The 16,765-nt window shown below is 72.1% G+C and carries 10 protein-coding genes and 1 pseudogene; 7 read left to right on the top strand and 4 right to left on the bottom strand.

Annotation, left to right across the window (positions count from 1 at the left end; genetic code table 11):
- Positions 1–727: pseudogene (locus ABZ887_RS23955) on the bottom strand (hypothetical protein); the annotation flags it as partial.
- Between the two features lie 157 nt (positions 728–884).
- On the opposite strand from ABZ887_RS23955, the gene ABZ887_RS23950 reads away from it, so the two are divergent.
- The 3 genes from ABZ887_RS23950 (at position 885) to ABZ887_RS23940 (ending at position 11,198) form a co-directional block, all read left to right on the top strand.
- Complete coding sequence (locus ABZ887_RS23950) at positions 885–6,344, top strand: hypothetical protein (protein WP_361292660.1); 5,460 nt, start codon at positions 885–887, stop codon at positions 6,342–6,344.
- An 80-nt stretch (positions 6,345–6,424) separates the two neighbouring features.
- Positions 6,425–6,721, top strand: a complete 297-nt coding sequence (locus ABZ887_RS23945) for a WXG100 family type VII secretion target (RefSeq protein WP_361292658.1) — start codon at positions 6,425–6,427, stop codon at positions 6,719–6,721.
- Positions 6,722–6,821: 100 nt separating this feature from the next.
- Complete coding sequence (locus ABZ887_RS23940; protein ID WP_361292656.1) at positions 6,822–11,198, top strand: FtsK/SpoIIIE domain-containing protein; 4,377 nt, start codon at positions 6,822–6,824, stop codon at positions 11,196–11,198.
- 194 nt (positions 11,199–11,392) lie between these two features.
- On the opposite strand, the gene ABZ887_RS23935 is transcribed toward ABZ887_RS23940, so the two are convergent.
- The 3 genes from ABZ887_RS23935 to ABZ887_RS23925 form a co-directional block, all read right to left on the bottom strand.
- The gene (locus ABZ887_RS23935) at positions 11,393–12,013 is read right to left on the bottom strand and encodes a hypothetical protein (RefSeq protein ID WP_361292654.1); all 621 of its coding nucleotides are present in this window, start codon (positions 12,011–12,013) and stop codon (positions 11,393–11,395) included.
- A 37-nt stretch (positions 12,014–12,050) separates the two neighbouring features.
- On the bottom strand, positions 12,051–12,341 hold the full coding sequence (locus ABZ887_RS23930; protein WP_361292652.1) for a hypothetical protein: 291 nt from the start codon (positions 12,339–12,341) through the stop codon (positions 12,051–12,053).
- Positions 12,342–12,448: 107 nt separating this feature from the next.
- Complete coding sequence (locus ABZ887_RS23925; RefSeq protein WP_361292650.1) at positions 12,449–12,907, bottom strand: hypothetical protein; 459 nt, start codon at positions 12,905–12,907, stop codon at positions 12,449–12,451.
- 212 nt (positions 12,908–13,119) lie between these two features.
- On the opposite strand from ABZ887_RS23925, the gene ABZ887_RS23920 reads away from it, so the two are divergent.
- The 4 genes from ABZ887_RS23920 to ABZ887_RS23905 all read left to right on the top strand — a co-directional run bounded on the left by ABZ887_RS23920 (position 13,120) and on the right by ABZ887_RS23905 (position 16,582).
- Complete coding sequence (locus ABZ887_RS23920) at positions 13,120–14,052, top strand: CHRD domain-containing protein (RefSeq protein WP_361292648.1); 933 nt, start codon at positions 13,120–13,122, stop codon at positions 14,050–14,052.
- A gap of 139 nt (positions 14,053–14,191) precedes the next feature.
- A complete protein-coding gene (locus ABZ887_RS23915; RefSeq protein ID WP_361292646.1) occupies positions 14,192–15,193 on the top strand; it encodes a DUF1996 domain-containing protein in 1,002 nt (333 codons plus the stop codon).
- Positions 15,194–15,296: 103 nt separating this feature from the next.
- Positions 15,297–15,869: a sigma-70 family RNA polymerase sigma factor gene (locus tag ABZ887_RS23910; RefSeq protein WP_361292644.1), complete on the top strand. Its 573-nt coding sequence runs from the start codon at positions 15,297–15,299 to the stop codon at positions 15,867–15,869.
- Positions 15,866–16,582: a zf-HC2 domain-containing protein gene (locus ABZ887_RS23905; protein WP_361292642.1), complete on the top strand. Its 717-nt coding sequence runs from the start codon at positions 15,866–15,868 to the stop codon at positions 16,580–16,582. Before ABZ887_RS23910 ends, ABZ887_RS23905 begins: the two co-directional genes overlap by 4 nt.
- The last annotated feature ends 183 nt before the right edge of the window (positions 16,583–16,765 follow it).

The raw sequence follows: 16,765 nt of genomic DNA, 5'->3' as shown, positions 1-16,765 counted from the left end.
CGTGCCCGGTCCGCCGGCCGACGGGACGGCGGTGGCCTTCGAGGCCGAGCCGGGCACCACCACCCTGGTGACCGGCCCCAACGGCTGTGGAAAGAAGGCCGAGCGGGCGGCGGGCGACGATCGTCACGGTCAGCGTGGTGACCCCGGCGATCCCGCCCGCGAGCAACGGGAGCGGGACCTTTCCGCTCACCGCGGCGAGCGGTCCGCTCGCCTTCGCGGCCTTCGCGGCCTTCGCGGGCGCCGTACTCGCCGCGGCCGTCGACGAGTTCTGCCCGGAGCCGGCGGACCCGGCGGAACCGGTGGACTTCGACTGCGGCAGGACGCCGACCTGGACACCGGAGCCGGCCGCGTCCTCCGGGAGGATCAGCGCGAAGCCGGGCTGCAGCTGGTCGGGGCTGACGAACACCGAGCCGTCCGGCAGCAGGCGCCCGCTGTTGAGCACCAGGATCTCCTCGAACCGGTTGCCGTCGCCGAGGGTGCGCTGGGCGATGTCGAAGAGCGTGTCCGGCTTGCCGCCGTTCTCCTGCGGCGACCTGACGACGTAGAACTTCGTCACGTCCTCGGCCAGCAGCACGTGGCCGGGCCGGGCCGGGACCGCCGCGTGGGCGGGCGCGGGCAGCGCCATCCAGGTGACGAGTGCCAGGGAGCACACCGCCATCGCCTGTGCGGTCCTGCGCTGCACGTCCGTCCGCCGGACCCGGACCGTCGTCGCCGGTGCGTCTCGCATCTTTCTCGTCCTCCTCCGTCAGGGCCGTCGACGCGCGACTGGGAGCGCGTCGGCCGTCACACGGGTGGATCGCCCGGTCGGTTCAAACTCGCTGAACCGTTCCCGGACCTGAGCCGTGCACAGGGCGCCGAAGAACGAGAAGCGGGGAGGCGCCGAGATGGCACGACGGCACACCACGGGCTGGGAGGTCCTGGGGTTCACCAACGACCCCACCCCCGGCGATCCGGAGGCCATCCGGACGCTGGCCGGCACGTACCAGGAACTCGGTGACGGGGCCGGTGAGGCCTTCGACCTGCTGAGCTCCGACGGGGCGATCCGGCAGGGCAAGGGCAAGGCGATGGACGCCCTGCGGGAGAAGATCAACAAGGATCTGCCGGGGATGCTGGCCAAGACCCGGGACTCCTTCCGGGACGCGGCCGAGGCGTACACGACGTACGCCGACACCCTGACGAACGCCCAGGACATGCTGGACCGGGCGATCGACGAGGGCCAGGAGGTGGCCGCGACCGCGAAGTCGGACGTACCGGCACTGGCCGCGGACGCCACCCCGGACCAGGTCGAGGCGCACAACACCCAGCAGGGTCAGGTCGACGAGGCGAAGAGCCGGCTGTCGGCCGCCGAGGGGCTGGGGCGGCAGGCGGAGCAGCTGCGGCAGGACGGGTCGCGGCGGGCCTCGGTCATCCTGGACGAGGCGGCGAACGAGGCGATCCCGGAGCGCGGTTTCTTCAAGAAGCTCGGCGACTTCCTCGCCGACAACCCGTTCATCGAGATCATCGCGGGCATCATCGTCGGGATCGTCGCCGTCTTCTTCCCTTTCGTGGGCGTGCTCCTCGGGGCGGCCCTGCTGGGCCTCTCCCTGATCCGGATGGCCTCCCAGGGCAAGTTCGACGTGGGAGACATCGTCATCGGCATCCTGACGCTGGTGCCCGGCGGTGTGCTGCTCGGCGCGCTCGGCAAGGCCGGCGGCACGGTGGCGAAGCTGGCGAAGATCGCCCCGTTCCTGGCCAAGCTGGGCAAGGGGGCCGGCACCATCTCCGCCACCCTGACGAAGATCATTCAGGGCTCCACCGCGTTCCGCAAGGTCATCGCCCCGCTGGGCAAGGGCCTGGTGGGGCTCGGCGAGAACCCGGCGCTCGCCGCCTTCGGCAAGGTCGCGGTCGACGTGGGCACCGAGTTCACCCTCGGGTTCGCGGCGTCGGGCATCACGGCGCTGGCCGACGGCAAGAAGTTCGACCTCGGGCCCGCCGCGATCGGCTCGCTGATCGGCGCCGCCTCCGGCGGTGCGCTCTCGCTGTTCGGCGGGACCAAGTTCGCCAACAGGTTCAAGGACGCCTTCACCACCGAGGGCAAGTTCAAGAGCAACATCGACAAGGCGTTCTCGCTGGAGAGCCTCGGCGTCACCAACGGCAAGTTCAAGCCCAGCGGCATCTTCCACGTGGACGGCAAGGGACTGCCCCAGAAGACCGGCTTCCACGGCATCAACGGCTCGACCGCCACGGACGCGTCCACCGGCGAACTGAAGACCAAGGTGACCACGCCGGACGGCACCAAGACCGAGGCCAAGGTCGTGCCGCCCGGCCCGAAGGACGTCGACGGGCCGCGCGGCGACGACCTTCCCTTCGCGCCGCCCGACGCGGACACCAAGACCAAGACCACCACCCCCGACGGCTTCACCTCGGAGACCAAGAACGGCGCGAACACCATCACGTCGCCGGTCGGGGACAAGGTCACCTCGGACGGCACGACGACCAAGATCGAGACCCTGCTGCGCGGCCCGGAGTTCGGGGAGAAGGCCCTCGACGTCGGCGCCGGGGAGTTCGCGGGGACCATCAAGGACTCCTTCGGCGGGCTCGGCGCGAAGGCGCCCACGATCGGCACCGAACTGTCGCCGAACGGCTTCAAGACCTCCGCCTCCTTCGGCGAGGTCGACCACCAGAACGGCGTCACCACCATCAGCACGCCCGGCGCGGACGGCAACGGCCCGACGCCCCAGTTCACGCTGAACGGCCACGAGATCAGCACGCCCGGCGGCGTCGGCGCCACCGACCGCCCGGACTTCGGCTCGGTGCACGCCCCCGGTATCTCGGTCGACCACCAGAACGGCGTCCACTCGGTCTTCACCACCCCGCACCCGGACGGCGGCACCCCTCCGGTCATCACCCACGATCCGGCCGACAACAGCATCGGCGTCAACCTCGGCCACGACACCACGATCACCGCGGACGCCGGTCACCTCGACAACGGGGTGTCCTTCCCGAGCGGCTCGCACGCCTCGGTCGACAACGCCGGCACCGTCCACGTGAACAACGGCGGTCCGGGCGGACAGGGCGTCACCGTGCCGCCCGCGCACTCCACCCAGCCGGTCACCGTCACCGACGGCGCCACCACGACCACCCTGCCGCGGGGCGGCGGCGCGACCGTCACCACACCCGGCGGGCCCACCACCACCCTCGACAACACCGGCTTCACCGTGCACACCGGGGGCGCCAACCCGGACACCGTGCAGTTCCACGGCGGCAACGGCAACGGCACGCTCGACGTGACCCCGGCCGGCGGGCACCCGGCGGTGACCGTGCATCCGAACGGCGACGTCTCCGTCGGCGGGATCAGGACCGACCACACCGGCGGCGGCAGCGCCACCAACGGCACCCACACGGTGGACTTCTCGCCGCACGGCGTCACCTTCAAGGGCGCGGACGGCCACGGATTCGGCATCAGCCCGGGCGGACGCTTCGACGTCGACGGCATTCACCACACCCCGGGCGGGGTCGTCACGGCCGGTTCGACCACGCTGCACAAGGACGGCTCCGCGGCCATCGCGCACGACGGCCAGAAGTTCGATGTCGGCCCCGACGGCCAGATCACCGTGACCCCGCCGAAGAGCGCCCCGAGCGCCGACGGCACCCCGGGCAAGGAAGGCGTCCCTGCCACCGGGGGCGTCCCGACCACCGAAGGCGTCCCGCAGCCCACCCCCGGCCACCCCGTCACCCTGGGCAACGCCACCATCAGCGTGGACGGCAGCGGCTCCCACACCGTCACGCTCACCGGCAAGAACGGCACCACCGTCTCGGTGAACAACGGCACGACCACCCTCGACCAAGGCCCCGTCCAGGTCAGTCACGGCCCGAACGGCATCACCGGCACCACGGGCGGGGCCCACCCCGTCCAGATCAGCCACGGGCCCGACGGCACCTCCACCGTCAGCCACGGCGGCACCACGGTCAGCACCGCCCCGAACGCCCCGACCACCGTCGGCCCGCACGGCGCCGTCACCCCGCCCGCGGTCACCGTCACCCCGCCGAAGGGCGGGAACCCGGTGCAGGTCACCACCGCCGACGGCAGCACCTCCACCCTGACCGGGAACGGCGCCCACACCGACGTGGGCGGCAACAACGCCGCGAACGCCACCGTCGGCCCGAACGGCGCCGTCACCACCTCGGCCCCGGCCGGCGCCCACACCACCGTCGACCACGGCCCGAACGGCACCGTCGCCACCGACAACGGCAGCGGCTTCGCCGTCGACAACAACGGCACCGTCACCGACGGCACCCTCACCGTCCACCCGGACGCCGACGGCCACGCCACCATCGCCAACCCCGCTGACGGCGGCGCCCAGGCGACCCTGAGCCCGAACGGGATCGACACCCAGGGCGTCAGCACCACGGTGAACGGCGACGGAGACGTCGTCCTCACCCACCAGCCGAACGGCGCGCAGTCGCCCAGCACCGCCACGATCGGCAAGGACGGCTCCCTCTCCGCCCAGGGCCCCGACGGCTCGATCGCCGGCCGCGGCCCGCGCGCCCCCCACGACCCCGCCGAGGGCGGCGGGGCCCCGGCCCCCGCGACCAGCACGACCGTCATCGGCGCGGACGGCAACGTGATCACCTCGAACGGGCAGACCGTCACCCACTCTGACGGCGGCTTCACCACCACGATCACCCACGGCCCGGGCGGCCCGACCACCAGCACCGTCCACGACAAGTCCGGCGTCGGCCACAGCATCGACGGCAACGGCCAGGCCACCGTCCACAACTCCCCGTCCGGCGCCGACATCGGCGGCAGCAACACCCAGGTCACCGTCCACACTCCGGCACAGGAGGGCTGGGGCCTGTTCGGCAGGCCCAAGACGACGGGCGGTGAGAACACCCTGTCCAACGGCCCGAACGGGCCCACCATCACCACCCACGGCGCCGACCCGATCGCCGAGCCCGGCAGCACGGTCGTGCACCACACCGCCGACGGCCACGAGGGCGAGTTCACCACCACCTACGGTCCGGCCCAGGGCACCTTCGGCCCCGGCGGCGTCCACAGCCTCGGCCCCTCCGGGACCCACGTGGACCCGGTCACCCATCAGCCCGTCGACACCGCGGGCCGCCCGATCGGCAACGGCCCCGGCCAGACCCCGATCAGCACCATCGACGGCAACGGCCACAGCGGCATCACCGTGAACGCGCCCGGCGGCGGCCCCACCGTGCACCACGAGGGCTTCCTCGGCGGCAAGACCACCGTCGACACCGGGAACGTCACCGTCACCAAGACCCCCGGCGACAAGGAGAACGCGGGCACCGCGGGCCAGAAGGCCGGAATCCTCGACGGACCGCACAACCCGCAGACCCAGACACCCCCGCACGGACCCGAGACCTTCACCGTGGGCGGCAACAACGGCGGGCCCAGCGTGGAGGTACCGGTCGGCAGCGGCAAACCCACCGTCCACGGCGGCCACTTCGACGTGAAACCGGCCGGCAACGGCGCCTTCGAGGTCTCCCTCCCCGGCGGCGGAGGCGGCCACGGCCCGGGCAGCACCGTCACCGTCGGCAAGGACGGCACCCTGTCCGGCCCGGGGGTGACCGCCGACGGCCCGCCGCCCGGCCAGCAGGGCCCGGCCGGACCCCCGCACGCCAAGCTCAGCAACGGCACCACCATCACCCAGGGCCCCGGCGGCACCACCGTCACCAGCCCGCACGGCGGCGCCACCGGCACCTTCGACCACGGCACCGCGACCACCCACGACCCGGCGAACGGGGTGACGATCACCCAGCACCCGGGCGGCAAGGCCACCTTCACCAGCACCGCGGGCGGCGACACCACCACCGTCCACGTCAAGAACGGCGGCGTGGACGGCACGGTCACCAAGCCCGACGGCAGCACCTTCAAGGTCGACGTGGGCACCAGCGGCGCCGCCAAGGTCAAGGACGGCAACGGCAGGACCGTCGCCGACGTGGACGCGGCCGGCTCCGTCAACGAACAGCACTCACCGGTCCACGAGTACTACTCGTACACCAGCGGCCCCACCTCGGTCACCGACCTGCGCGAGTACGGCTACCAGGCCGTCACCGGCGTCCTCAAGGGCGTCTTCAGCTCGGGCATCAGCGCCGCCTACGCCATCAACGACCAGCACGCCGACCCGCTCACCACCCTGGAGAACGCCGGCATCCGCCTCGGCAACGGCATCGGCAGCGGGCTCGCGAGCACGAAGCTGGAAAACACCCACATCTTCAAGACCAAGGGCCCCGAGACGGCCATCTCCAGCATCCCCACGAAGGTCCTCGGCGGCCTGAACAACAACGCCGACGTCGACCTCGCACATTCCAACGACGAAAAGCCCATCACCCTCTGAACCACTTCGGCTACCCGCGCGTGTGTAGGGCGCCGAACCGAAAAGGCAGAAAAGACAGAAGAGAAACGGGAGAAATTCCAATGGCCGACTACATCGTCAACGACGAGAAGACCGCCGCCTCCGCCGCCAGCACCATGAACGAGTACGACACCGCAGTGGCCCAGCTGGAGAAGATCGCGCGGGACCTCCACGCCCTGACGGAGGACGGCTACAACACCCCCGGTGCCAAGAAGTACTTCCTCCCCTTCGTGGACGAGTTCAAGCAGCACTACCAGCAGGTCGTCGACGGCCTGACGGGCATCTCCAAGTACGTCGACGGCGTCGGCAAGGGCTTCAACCAGCTCGACGACAGCATGGGCAGCAGCCTCAGCCAGTAGGTCCGGGCACACCGGCCGGGCCGGGTCCGTCCCCGCGGGCCCGGCCCGGCCCGGCCGCCGTCGACACCATCCCTCCCGCGTGCACCGAGGAGCACCGACCATGCGTGTGACCGTGACCGCCGTCGACCCGCAGCAGGGCCAGACCGCGGACATCATGATCGAGGCCGACCCGTCGGTTCCGGTCGGCGAGCTCGCCGAGGAACTCGGCCGGCGGCTGCGCGGCGGTGACCCCGACGCGCCCCCCGCCCTCTTCCACAGCGGCACCGAGCTGCCGTACGACCAGCCGGTGGGCGCCACCGGCCTGCGGGCCGGCAGCCTGCTGTCCCTGGACCGGCCCGTCGCCGTTCCCGGCCGGGAGCCGGACGGCGTCGTCGAGGTGCGCGCCGTCGGCGGCGCCGGCGCCGGCGCCGTGTTCCGGCTGCCGCCCGGCGACTACGAGATCGGCGCCGCCCACGCCTGCCGGATCCGGCTGACCGCCGACGGCCTTGCCGGGACGGCCGCCCTCCTCAAGGTCTCCGCCGTCGGTACCGCGACCGTCCGCTCCGCGCCGGGCGAGCAGGCCCTGCTCGACGACACCGCCGTACCGGACTGGGCCGACTGGCCGGCCGGCGGTGTCCTCAAGGTCGGCCCCACCCTGCTGGAGCTGACCGAGCCCACCCTGCCCGATGCCGCCCTCGTCCCCTCCGAGGACGGGGTCGGCCTCGACTACAACCGCCCGCCGAGGCTGCTGCCGCCGCCCGTGCAGAACCGGTTCAAGCTGCCGGTGCCGCCCGGCAAGCCGCCCCGCAGTAAGATCCAACTGCCGCTGATCTTCGCGCCGTTGGTGATGTCCCTGGTCTCCGTACTGCTGCTGCACAACACCCGGTTCCTGGTCTTCGGCCTGCTGTCCCCGGTCCTCGCCCTGGTCAACCAGCTCTACGGCAAGAAGCGCGGCAAGGAGAACCACCAGCAGCAGGTCGCCGAGTACGAGCGGAAGAAGGCCGAGCTGGAGGAGGAGGTGACCGCGGCGGTCCTCGCCGAGCAGCGGGCCCGCCGCGCCGCGAGCCCCGATCCGGCCAGCGCCCTGCTCATCGCCGCCGGGCCCCGCCTGCGGCTGTGGGAGCGCCGCTGGCGCGACGACGACTTCCTGCTGCTGCGCCTCGGCGTGGCCGACCGCCCGGCCTTCGTGGAACTGGAGGACCCGGCCCAGGCCGAGCACCGCCGCCGCCTCACCCGCACCACCCGGGCCGTCCCCGTCACCGTGCCGCTGCGCGCGGCCGGGGTCCTGGGAGTGGCCGGCCGGGACACGGCCGATCCGCTGGTGCGCTGGCTGACCGCCCAGGCGGCCACCCTGCACAGCCCCACCGACCTGCGGATCTGCGTCCTCGCGGGCAGCGGCGGCGAGGACCGCTGGTCCTGGGTGCACTGGCTGCCGCACACCGCCCCGCTCGGCGAGGACACCCGCAGCATGGTCGGCGCCACCGCCGAGTCCACCGGCCGCCGGATCGCCGAGATCTGCGCCGTCATCGCCGCCCGGCAGACGGCGGGGGAGAAGGCACCGCGCGGCGGCGCGGCCGGTGAGCCCGACGTCCTGGTCGTCCTCGACGGCGCCCGCCGGCTCCGTGCCCTGCCCGGCGTCATCCAGATCCTGCGCGAGGGCCCGGCCGTCGGCGTGTACGCGGTGTGCGTGGACGACGAGGCCCGGCTGCTGCCCGAGGAGTGCCAGGCCGTCGCCGTGGTCGGCACCGACGGCCGGCTGCGGGTCGAGCGGACCGGCGCCGACCCGGTGGACGACGTCCTGACCGACGCCCCGGGCCGCGCCTGGTCCATCGGCGTCGCCCGTGCCCTCGCCCCCCTGCGGGACGTCGGCGACGAGGCCGAGGAGAGCCTGCTGCCCGGCTCCGTCCGGCTGCTCGACGTCCTCGGCCTGGAACCCCCGGTCCCGGACGGGATAGCCGCCGGCTGGGTCGTGCGTGGCCGCAGCACCAGGGCGGTCCTGGGCGCCGGCGTCGACGGGCCGTTCTCCGTCGACCTCGCCGCCGACGGACCGCACGGACTGATCGCCGGCACCACCGGCTCCGGCAAGTCCGAACTGCTGCAGACCCTGGTGGCCGGCCTCGCCGTCGCCAACCGCCCCGACGAGCTGAACTTCGTGCTCATCGACTACAAGGGCGGCAGCGCCTTCGCCGAGTGCGAGGACCTGCCGCACACCGTCGGCATGGTCACCGACCTCGACACCCACCTCGTGGAACGCGCCCTGGTCTCCCTCGGCGCCGAACTCAGGCGCCGCGAGCACATCCTGGCCGCGGCCGCCGCCAAGGACCTGGACGACTACACCGACAAGCGCACCCGGCGGCCGGAACTCGGACCGCTGCCCCGACTGGTCCTGGTCATCGACGAGTTCGCCTCCATGGTCCGCGAACTGCCGGACTTCGTCAGCGGGCTGGTCAACATCGCCCAGCGGGGCCGCTCCCTCGGCATCCACCTGATGCTCGCCACCCAGCGGCCCTCCGGCGCGGTCACCGCCGACATCCGGGCCAACACCAACCTCCGTATCGCCCTGCGCACCACCGACACCTCCGAGAGCCGGGACATCATCGACGCCCCCGACTCCGGCCAGCTCTCGCCCCGCACCCCCGGCCGCGCCTACGCCCGGCTCGGCCACGCGGCCCTGCTGCCCTTCCAGACCGGCAGGATCGGCGGCCGCCGCCTCGACCCGGGGGCCGCCGACGACAAGCGCCCCGCGCCCGTCCTCACCGAACTCCACTGGGAGGAGCTCGGCGACCCGCTGCCCCGCGCGGCCGAGACCGAGCAGGCCGTGCAGCCCGTCACCGACCTGTCCGTGCTGGTCGAGGCCGTGCGCGGGGCGGTAGAGCAGCTCGCGGTGGAGCCCCCGCGCCGGCCCTGGCTGCCGCCGCTGCCCGACTCCCTCGACCTGGCCGGCCTGTCCACGGCCTTCGCCGCACCGGGGCACCTGCCCGCGGTGCCGTACGGCCTGGTGGACGTCCCGGCCGAGCAGGCGCAGCGCGAACTCGTCTTCGACCTCGACCGGATGGGCCACCTGCACGTCATCGGCTCGCCGCGCAGCGGCCGTTCGCAGACCCTGCGCACCCTGGCCGCCGCCCTGGTCCGGGCGCACGGCACCGCCGACCTCCACCTCTACGGACTGGACTGCGGCAACGGCGCCCTGCAGGCCCTCACCGGACTGCCGCACTGCGGTGCGGTGGTGGACCGCGGCGAGGCCGAGCGGGTCGTACGGCTGACGAACCGGCTCACCACCGAGGTGGCCCGGCGGCGCGCGCTGCTCGGCCGGCACGGCGTCGCCGACCTGACCGAACTGCGCCGGAACCTGCCGGAGGAGGAGCGACCCGCGCACATCGTGCTCCTGCTCGACCGGTTCGAGGCCTTCGAACGGGAGTACTCGGCCTTCGACCAGGGCAGTGTGCTGGACGCCATGGTCCTGCTGATGCGCGAAGGGGCCGGCGTCGGCGTGCATCTGGTGATCTCCGGCGACCGGGTGCTCGGCCAGAGCCGGTTCTCCGCCACCACCGAGGACAAGCTGGTGCTGCGCCTCAACGAGCGCAACGACTACTCGACGGTCGGGCTGACCGTGCGCAACGTCCCGGAGGACCTGCCCGCAGGCCGCGCCCTCCAGCCCAAGGACTCGACGAGCGCCCAGATCGCGCTGGTCGACGGCACGGACCCGAGCGGCGCCGCCCAGACCCGCGCCCTGGCCGCACTGGCCGAGCGCAGCACGCAACGGGACGCCGGGGTCCCGGCGGAACGGCGGCCGTTCCGGGTGGACGTCCTGCCCGACCGGCTCGGCTTCGAGGAGGCGCTCTCGCGCAGGCCGAAGCACGTCTCCCCGCTGTGGGCGATGGTCGGCGTCGGCGGCGACGAACTCTCCGCCCAGGGCACCGACCTCTCCCAGGTCCCGTCCTTCGTCATCGGCGGGCCGCCGCGCTCCGGCCGCAGCACCGTGCTGCTCACCATGGCCCGCTCGCTGCTCGACCTGGGCACGAAGATCCTGGTGGTCACCCCGCGCACCTCGCCGCTGCGGGGGCTCGCCGGACACCCCGGCGTGGTCGGGCTGTTCACGGACGCCGACGTCGAGGTCGCCGACTTCCGCGCCGCGCTCGGCAAGGTGGACTCACCGGCCGGCGCGATCCTGGTCGACGACGCCGAACTGATGATCAACTCGGAGCTGGACAACGACCTCGCCTCGCTCGCCCGGGGAAGTGCCGGTGACGGCTGGGGCCTGATCGTGGCCGGCAACAACGAGGTGCTGCTCGGCGGCCTGTCCGGCTGGCAGTCCATCGTGCGCCGCAACCGCTGCGGAGCCCTGCTCTCGCCACGCTCGGCCAGTGACGGCGAGCTCGTCGGCGCCCGCCTGCCGCGCGGCCTCATCGGTCAGGACAACGAACCGGGCCGGGCCCACCTCCAGGTCGGCGACGGCCGCTTCCTGACGGTCCGGGTACCGAAGACCACGATCGACTGACCGCCCCCCCCGTACGACAACCGGCCCCCGGTCCCTTCGACCGGGGGCCGAGCCCTGTTCCGGCAGCGCCCCGAAGGGGCGCGGGGAACTGCGCGACCAGCCACGACGACGCGGCAGACGTACGGGTACCCGTACGCGCACACGCGAAAGGGCCCGGCCGTCCTGGTGACGGCCGGGCCCCTTCTCGCGCGCGGTCAGCCCGCGGTGGCGGGTACCGGTGCCTGCTCGCCGAAGGCGAAGGTGCCCGTGATGGCGTCGAACAGGTCGTACAGCTGGTCGGCCACCGGGAGGTTGGGGCTGAAGCAGGTGATGATCAGCACCTTCGCGCTGCCGGGCACCGGCACCACGGTGTGCATCACCACCACCTTGTACGACACCCCGCCGCCGATCTCGCTCTCCTCGATACCGACGAGCCGCCCGACCGGCCCGATCCCCGGGAGCGTCTCCGTGGTGAAGGTGCGGGTCGTACCCTCGGCCTTGCGGTCGCCGGAGGCGGAGAACTGCCTGGCCAGGCCCTGCGCGGAGAAGTCCTCGCCGGGCGGCGGCGTCAGGTTGAACACCATCAGGCCGGCCATCAGCAGGCCGTCCTCGTACATCGTCGTGGTGCCCGCGGCGTAGACGGCGCCGCGCCGGCGGGCCCCCTCCATGATCCGCCGCGCGTTGCGGAAGGCCTGGTTGACGGCGTCCCGGGTCGGCTTGTCCGGGGTCTGCCGCAGCATCTCGGCACGGCGCTCGGCCAGCGTGTCGCCGCCGAGGTCGTACTCCGTCCAGTTCTCCGGAATGGAGATCCCGAAGGTCTGCGAACCGTTGGTCATGGGACCGTGCTCCTTGGGTCGTCCGGCCGTCGCCGTCTCAGGACTGTTTTCCGTCGGTGTTCTGGAGCTGCGAGCCCATCTGTTCGTCGGCGTCCGCGAACGCCTTCACGATGGCCTCGCAGGCGTCCTGGAGGTCCTTGCTGTTCCGCTTCAACTGGGTGCGCCCGTCACCCCACTTCTTGTCGAAGTGGGAGCCGGCGTCCACCAGGGGCCGGCCCACGGCGTCGGCGTCGAAGCCCGTGGACCTGGTCTCGATGAGCTCGGTCACCCGGCGCAGCAGTGTGCCGAGGCGCTCCACCTCGTCTCCGGGCATGTCGATCTCGGCCATGGGGCTCCTCTCCGGGGGCGGTGTCGGGCGGGCGTGTCGTGCCTCGCTCCAGGAACGCCCCGATGGCCGGGGCGGTTCAACGCGAGCGCGCGGCAGAGGCGCGAGCCTCAGGCGCCGTTGCGTACGAGCTTGCCGTCCGCCCCGACCGCGAACCACTGCCCGTCCAGGCCCTGCCCGTTGACGTCCCCGGGTGCCGCGTCGCCGACGTAGTAGTAGAGCGGCCAGCCGCCGTACGTCGTCTGCACGGCCCCGCCCGACTTCCTGGCCTCCCGGATCAGCGAGGCCCGGACGCCCTTGCCTGCGGTCGCCCTGGCGTCGCCGGTCAGCGCGGGCCACACGGCGATGCACTTGGCGTCGCAGTTGCTCGCGCCGTCCTTGTCCTCGGTGAAGGCGTACAGGGTGCGGCCCTCGCCGTCGACGAGGATGGACCCCAGGCCGGAGTCCTCGACGGCGATGGCCTCGCTCTTCCCGGCCCCCTTCGCGGTGCCGTCGGTGTCCTTGCCGCCACTGCAGGCGGCGAGCGCCAGAGCCAGCGGTATCGCGATCAGAGCCGTCCGTGCGCGCATGGTGGTGACCTCTCTCAGCAGTGAATCGGAAGGGGTCGCGTCCCCGCGTCCCACACGTGCCGAGCGGGTTTCCGGTTCAGTTTTCTCCCACGGTTGTGACCACGGTTCCGAGTACATCTCCGACTGCGGTTCCGAATTGAACCGCCCTCGGCGCCCACCCGTGATTCGGGCATCACATCGGACCGAATTCCCGGACGGACGGAGAAAAGGAAATGCGCAAGCTGTCTCTCACGGTGGCGGTCGCCGTGCTCGCCACCGGTCTGGGCGCCACCTCCCCGGCGCTCGCCCACGGCGGCCACGGCACCGCCTCGGCCGCGCCGGCCACCGCCGTCCCGGCGACCGAGCCCGCCGTCTCCCTCATAGCCCAGCTCTCGGGGGACCAGGAGATCCCGGTCAAGGGCGGTCCCGCGGTGGGCGATCCGGACGGCAGGGCGGTGGCCCTGGTCAAGGTCAAGGGCGACCGGATCACCTTCGCCCTGTCCTGGAACGGCATCGACCGTCCGACCCTGGGCCACATCCACCAGGGCGCCGCCGGCACCAACGGCGACGTGAAGGTCGGCCTGTTCACCACCCAGATGCCGTCCACCGTGCAGTCCGCGGCCGGCCAGACCTCGGTGACCGACGCCGGGCTCGCCCGTCAACTGCGCACCGACCCGGGCGACTTCTATGTGAACCTGCACACCGAGGAGTTCCCCGGCGGCGCCGTGCGCGGCCAGCTGCGGCCGCTCGCCAAGTCCGTCAACCCGCTGAGCATCATCCGGGGCGGGAAGCTGCGCGCGCTCGCCGACGGCAGCCAGGAGGTGCCGACCGCGGACCCCAGGCGGGTCGGTGACCCGGACGGCCACGCCGTCACCTTCCTGTACCCGGGCGCCCGGGGACAGGTCGGCTACTCGCTGGCCTGGGTGAACATCGGCGCCCCGCTGGCCGGCCACATCCACCAGGGGACGCTCGGCCACAACGGCGACGTGAAGATCCCGCTGTTCGTCACCCCGGTCCCGCAGCACGTCTTCGCCATCTCCGGCACGGTCGGCGTCCAGGACCCCTCGGTGCTCGCGCAGATCAAGAAGAACCCGACGGGCTTCTACTCCAACCTGCACACCAGCGAGTTCCCCGACGGAGCGGTCCGCGGCCAGCTCTTCAACTGACCCGTGGTTCAGCCGAGTCGGGCGCGCAACTGACCCGCCGTTCAACAACCGGCCATGGTTCGGCGAAGCTGGGTAGAGATTTCGTCATAGTCCAAGCCTGAACTTGAATTGGTCTGGACAACACTGTCACTCTGCTCGCGTGTGGATCCGACTCTTCCGCCTGAGAGCCCGTCTACTCCGAATCCTCGTCCCCGCAGCGGTCGGCGTCTCAGCCGTCATCGGGGCCGGCGTCATCGCCGCCGGCCGGCCCGCCGTGGCCCTGGGCGCACCCGCCGCCGACCGCTACGTGGACATCGCCTCGGTCCCGCGGGCCGTACTGCCTGCCATCGGACCGGACGCCGCCACCGGCACCTACACGGAGAACTGCGGCCGCAATCTCGACGCCCACCGCAACGCCGACAACCTCGTGGTCTCGCCGGGGGTCACGGGCTCGGCCCACCACATCCACGACTACGTGGGCAACGTGTCGACCAACGCCATGTCCAGCAACACCGAACTGGCCGCGGCCCGCACCACCTGCGTCGGCGGCGACCGTTCCACGTACTACTGGCCCGTGCTGCGCCGGCTGGACCGCATGGGCACCGACATGCACGCGGTCGGCGGCGGTCTGGACGACAACATGGGCCAGATCCTGACGCCGTCCTCGGTCGTGATCGAGTACCGCGGCAACCCGGTGAGCAAGGTCGTCGCCATGCCCCGGTTCCTGCGCCTGGTCACCGGCGACCCGGTGGCGCTCTACACGGGTGGCGCCAACGTCCATGCGCAGTGGGGCTGTTCGGGCTACCAGGACCGCTTCACCACCAAGTACGCGGTGTGTCCCGAGGGCAGCGGACCGACCCGCACCCTGGACTTCCCCAGCTGCTGGGACGGCCTGTCCACCGACAGCCCCGACCACCGTACCCACGCCGTGTTCCCGACGGCCGACGGCCTCTGTCCGCACGCCACCTTCGCCATCCCGCAGTTGCGCATCACGCTCACCTACGCGGTGCCGGCCGGCGTCCGCTACGCCGTGGACTCCTTCCCGGAGGAGAAGCGCGACCCGAGCACCGACCACGGCATGTTCATCGACGTCATGACCGACCGTCAGACGGCCACGCTGGTCAACTGCCTCAACGAGGGCAGGCACTGCCGAGCGGCCTGACCCGGGCCGACGGGAGCGTGGAAAAAGTCCGAACCAGATCGAACCGGCTCCGGCTGCCATCCGTGTGTGACGCGTCAGCCCAGGAGAGGACGGGAGAAAGTGGATGGCGGCGCTGTGGTCCCGCGCGCGGGACAAGCAGAGAACGAGCGACGAAGTGCTCATCCGGTCCTTGTACGAGGAGCACGGCAGAGCCCTTCTCGCCTATGCCCAGCGGCTCACGAACGACCACGCCGCGGCTGAGGACGTGGTCCAGGAGACCCTGATCCGCGCCTGGAAGAACCAGGAGTCACTGCTCAACGGCAAGGGATCGGTGCGTGGCTGGCTGCTGACGGTGGCCCGGAACATCATCACCGACCGCTACCGCGCCAAGGCCGTGCGGCCGACCGAGGTCGCCGAGTCGGTGGCCACCACCCCGGTGGAGAAGGACCACGCGGACGGCGTGGTGGACTCGATGCTCGTGATGGAGGCCCTCGACCGGCTCTCCCCGGACCACCGGGACGTGCTCAACGAGATCTACTTCCAGGGCCGCAGCGTCGCCGAGGCCGCCGAGTCTCTCGGAATACCTCCCGGTACCGTCAAATCCCGATCACACTATGCCCTGAGACAACTGAGGGACCTGTACAGGGACAGACCCACGACAGCGAAGCTCGTCGCGCTGAAGGAGGTGGCGGCATGAGCATCAAGGAACACGACAGCGCACTGCTCGGCGCCTACGTCCTCGGCACGCTCGACGAGCAGGAGGTGCGCGCCGTCGACGAACACGTCGCCTCGTGCGACAGATGCCGCGAAGAACTGGACGGATTGCGGGAGATGGAGTCGGCACTCGGCGAAGTGCCACCCGAGGCGTTCCTCGACGGTCCGCCGGAGGGCGGCGATCTGCTGCTCCAGCGCACGCTGCGGCAGGTGCGCAACGAACGTGACGGCGAGGTCCGCCGGCGTGGCACCGTCCTGGCCGCGGTGGCCGCGGTCGCGGCGGCGGCCGTCCTCGGCGGCGGGGTGCTGATCGGAAAGAGCATGGGCGGGACCACCGGCGAGGTCGCGGACCCCCCGCAGTCCTCGATCTCGGCACCTGCCACCCTGCCCCCGGCCGGCACCAGGACGGCCTCGGGCACCAACACCGCGACCGGCAGCCGGATGACGGTCCGGGTGACCCCGGCCACCTCCTGGGTCCGGGTGAACGCCTCGGTGGCCGGCATCCCGGTGGGCGAGCACTGCCGCCTCATCGTCGAGCGCAAGGACGGCCGCCGGGAGATCGCGGGCAGCTGGGTCGTCGCCGACGAGGACAAGGGCGCCAACCTCGACGGCTCGGCGGACGTCCCGATCGACGACGTGGCCAAGATCGTGGTCGAGAACACCGAGGGCAAGGAATACGTGTCCCTGAAGATCTGACACGCCGTCTCCTCCCCGGCACCACCTCAGCACCCGGCGGTACGGCCGCGCACTCACCCCGCGCGGCCGTACCGCCGGTCTTTGCATGTCCTGACCTCTACCGGCTTCACGCCTTCGCGGGCCGGAGAGGCTCGGACGCGCCCTGTCAGGGGCGCGGGGAACGGCGCGGTCCACCCCCACCGG

The organism is Streptomyces sp. NPDC047061 (assembly GCF_040643955.1).
Lineage (GTDB): Bacteria > Actinomycetota > Actinomycetes > Streptomycetales > Streptomycetaceae > Streptomyces.
Note: the sequence above shows the minus strand (reverse complement) of the source record. Positions and strands in the feature narration are given on the sequence as shown.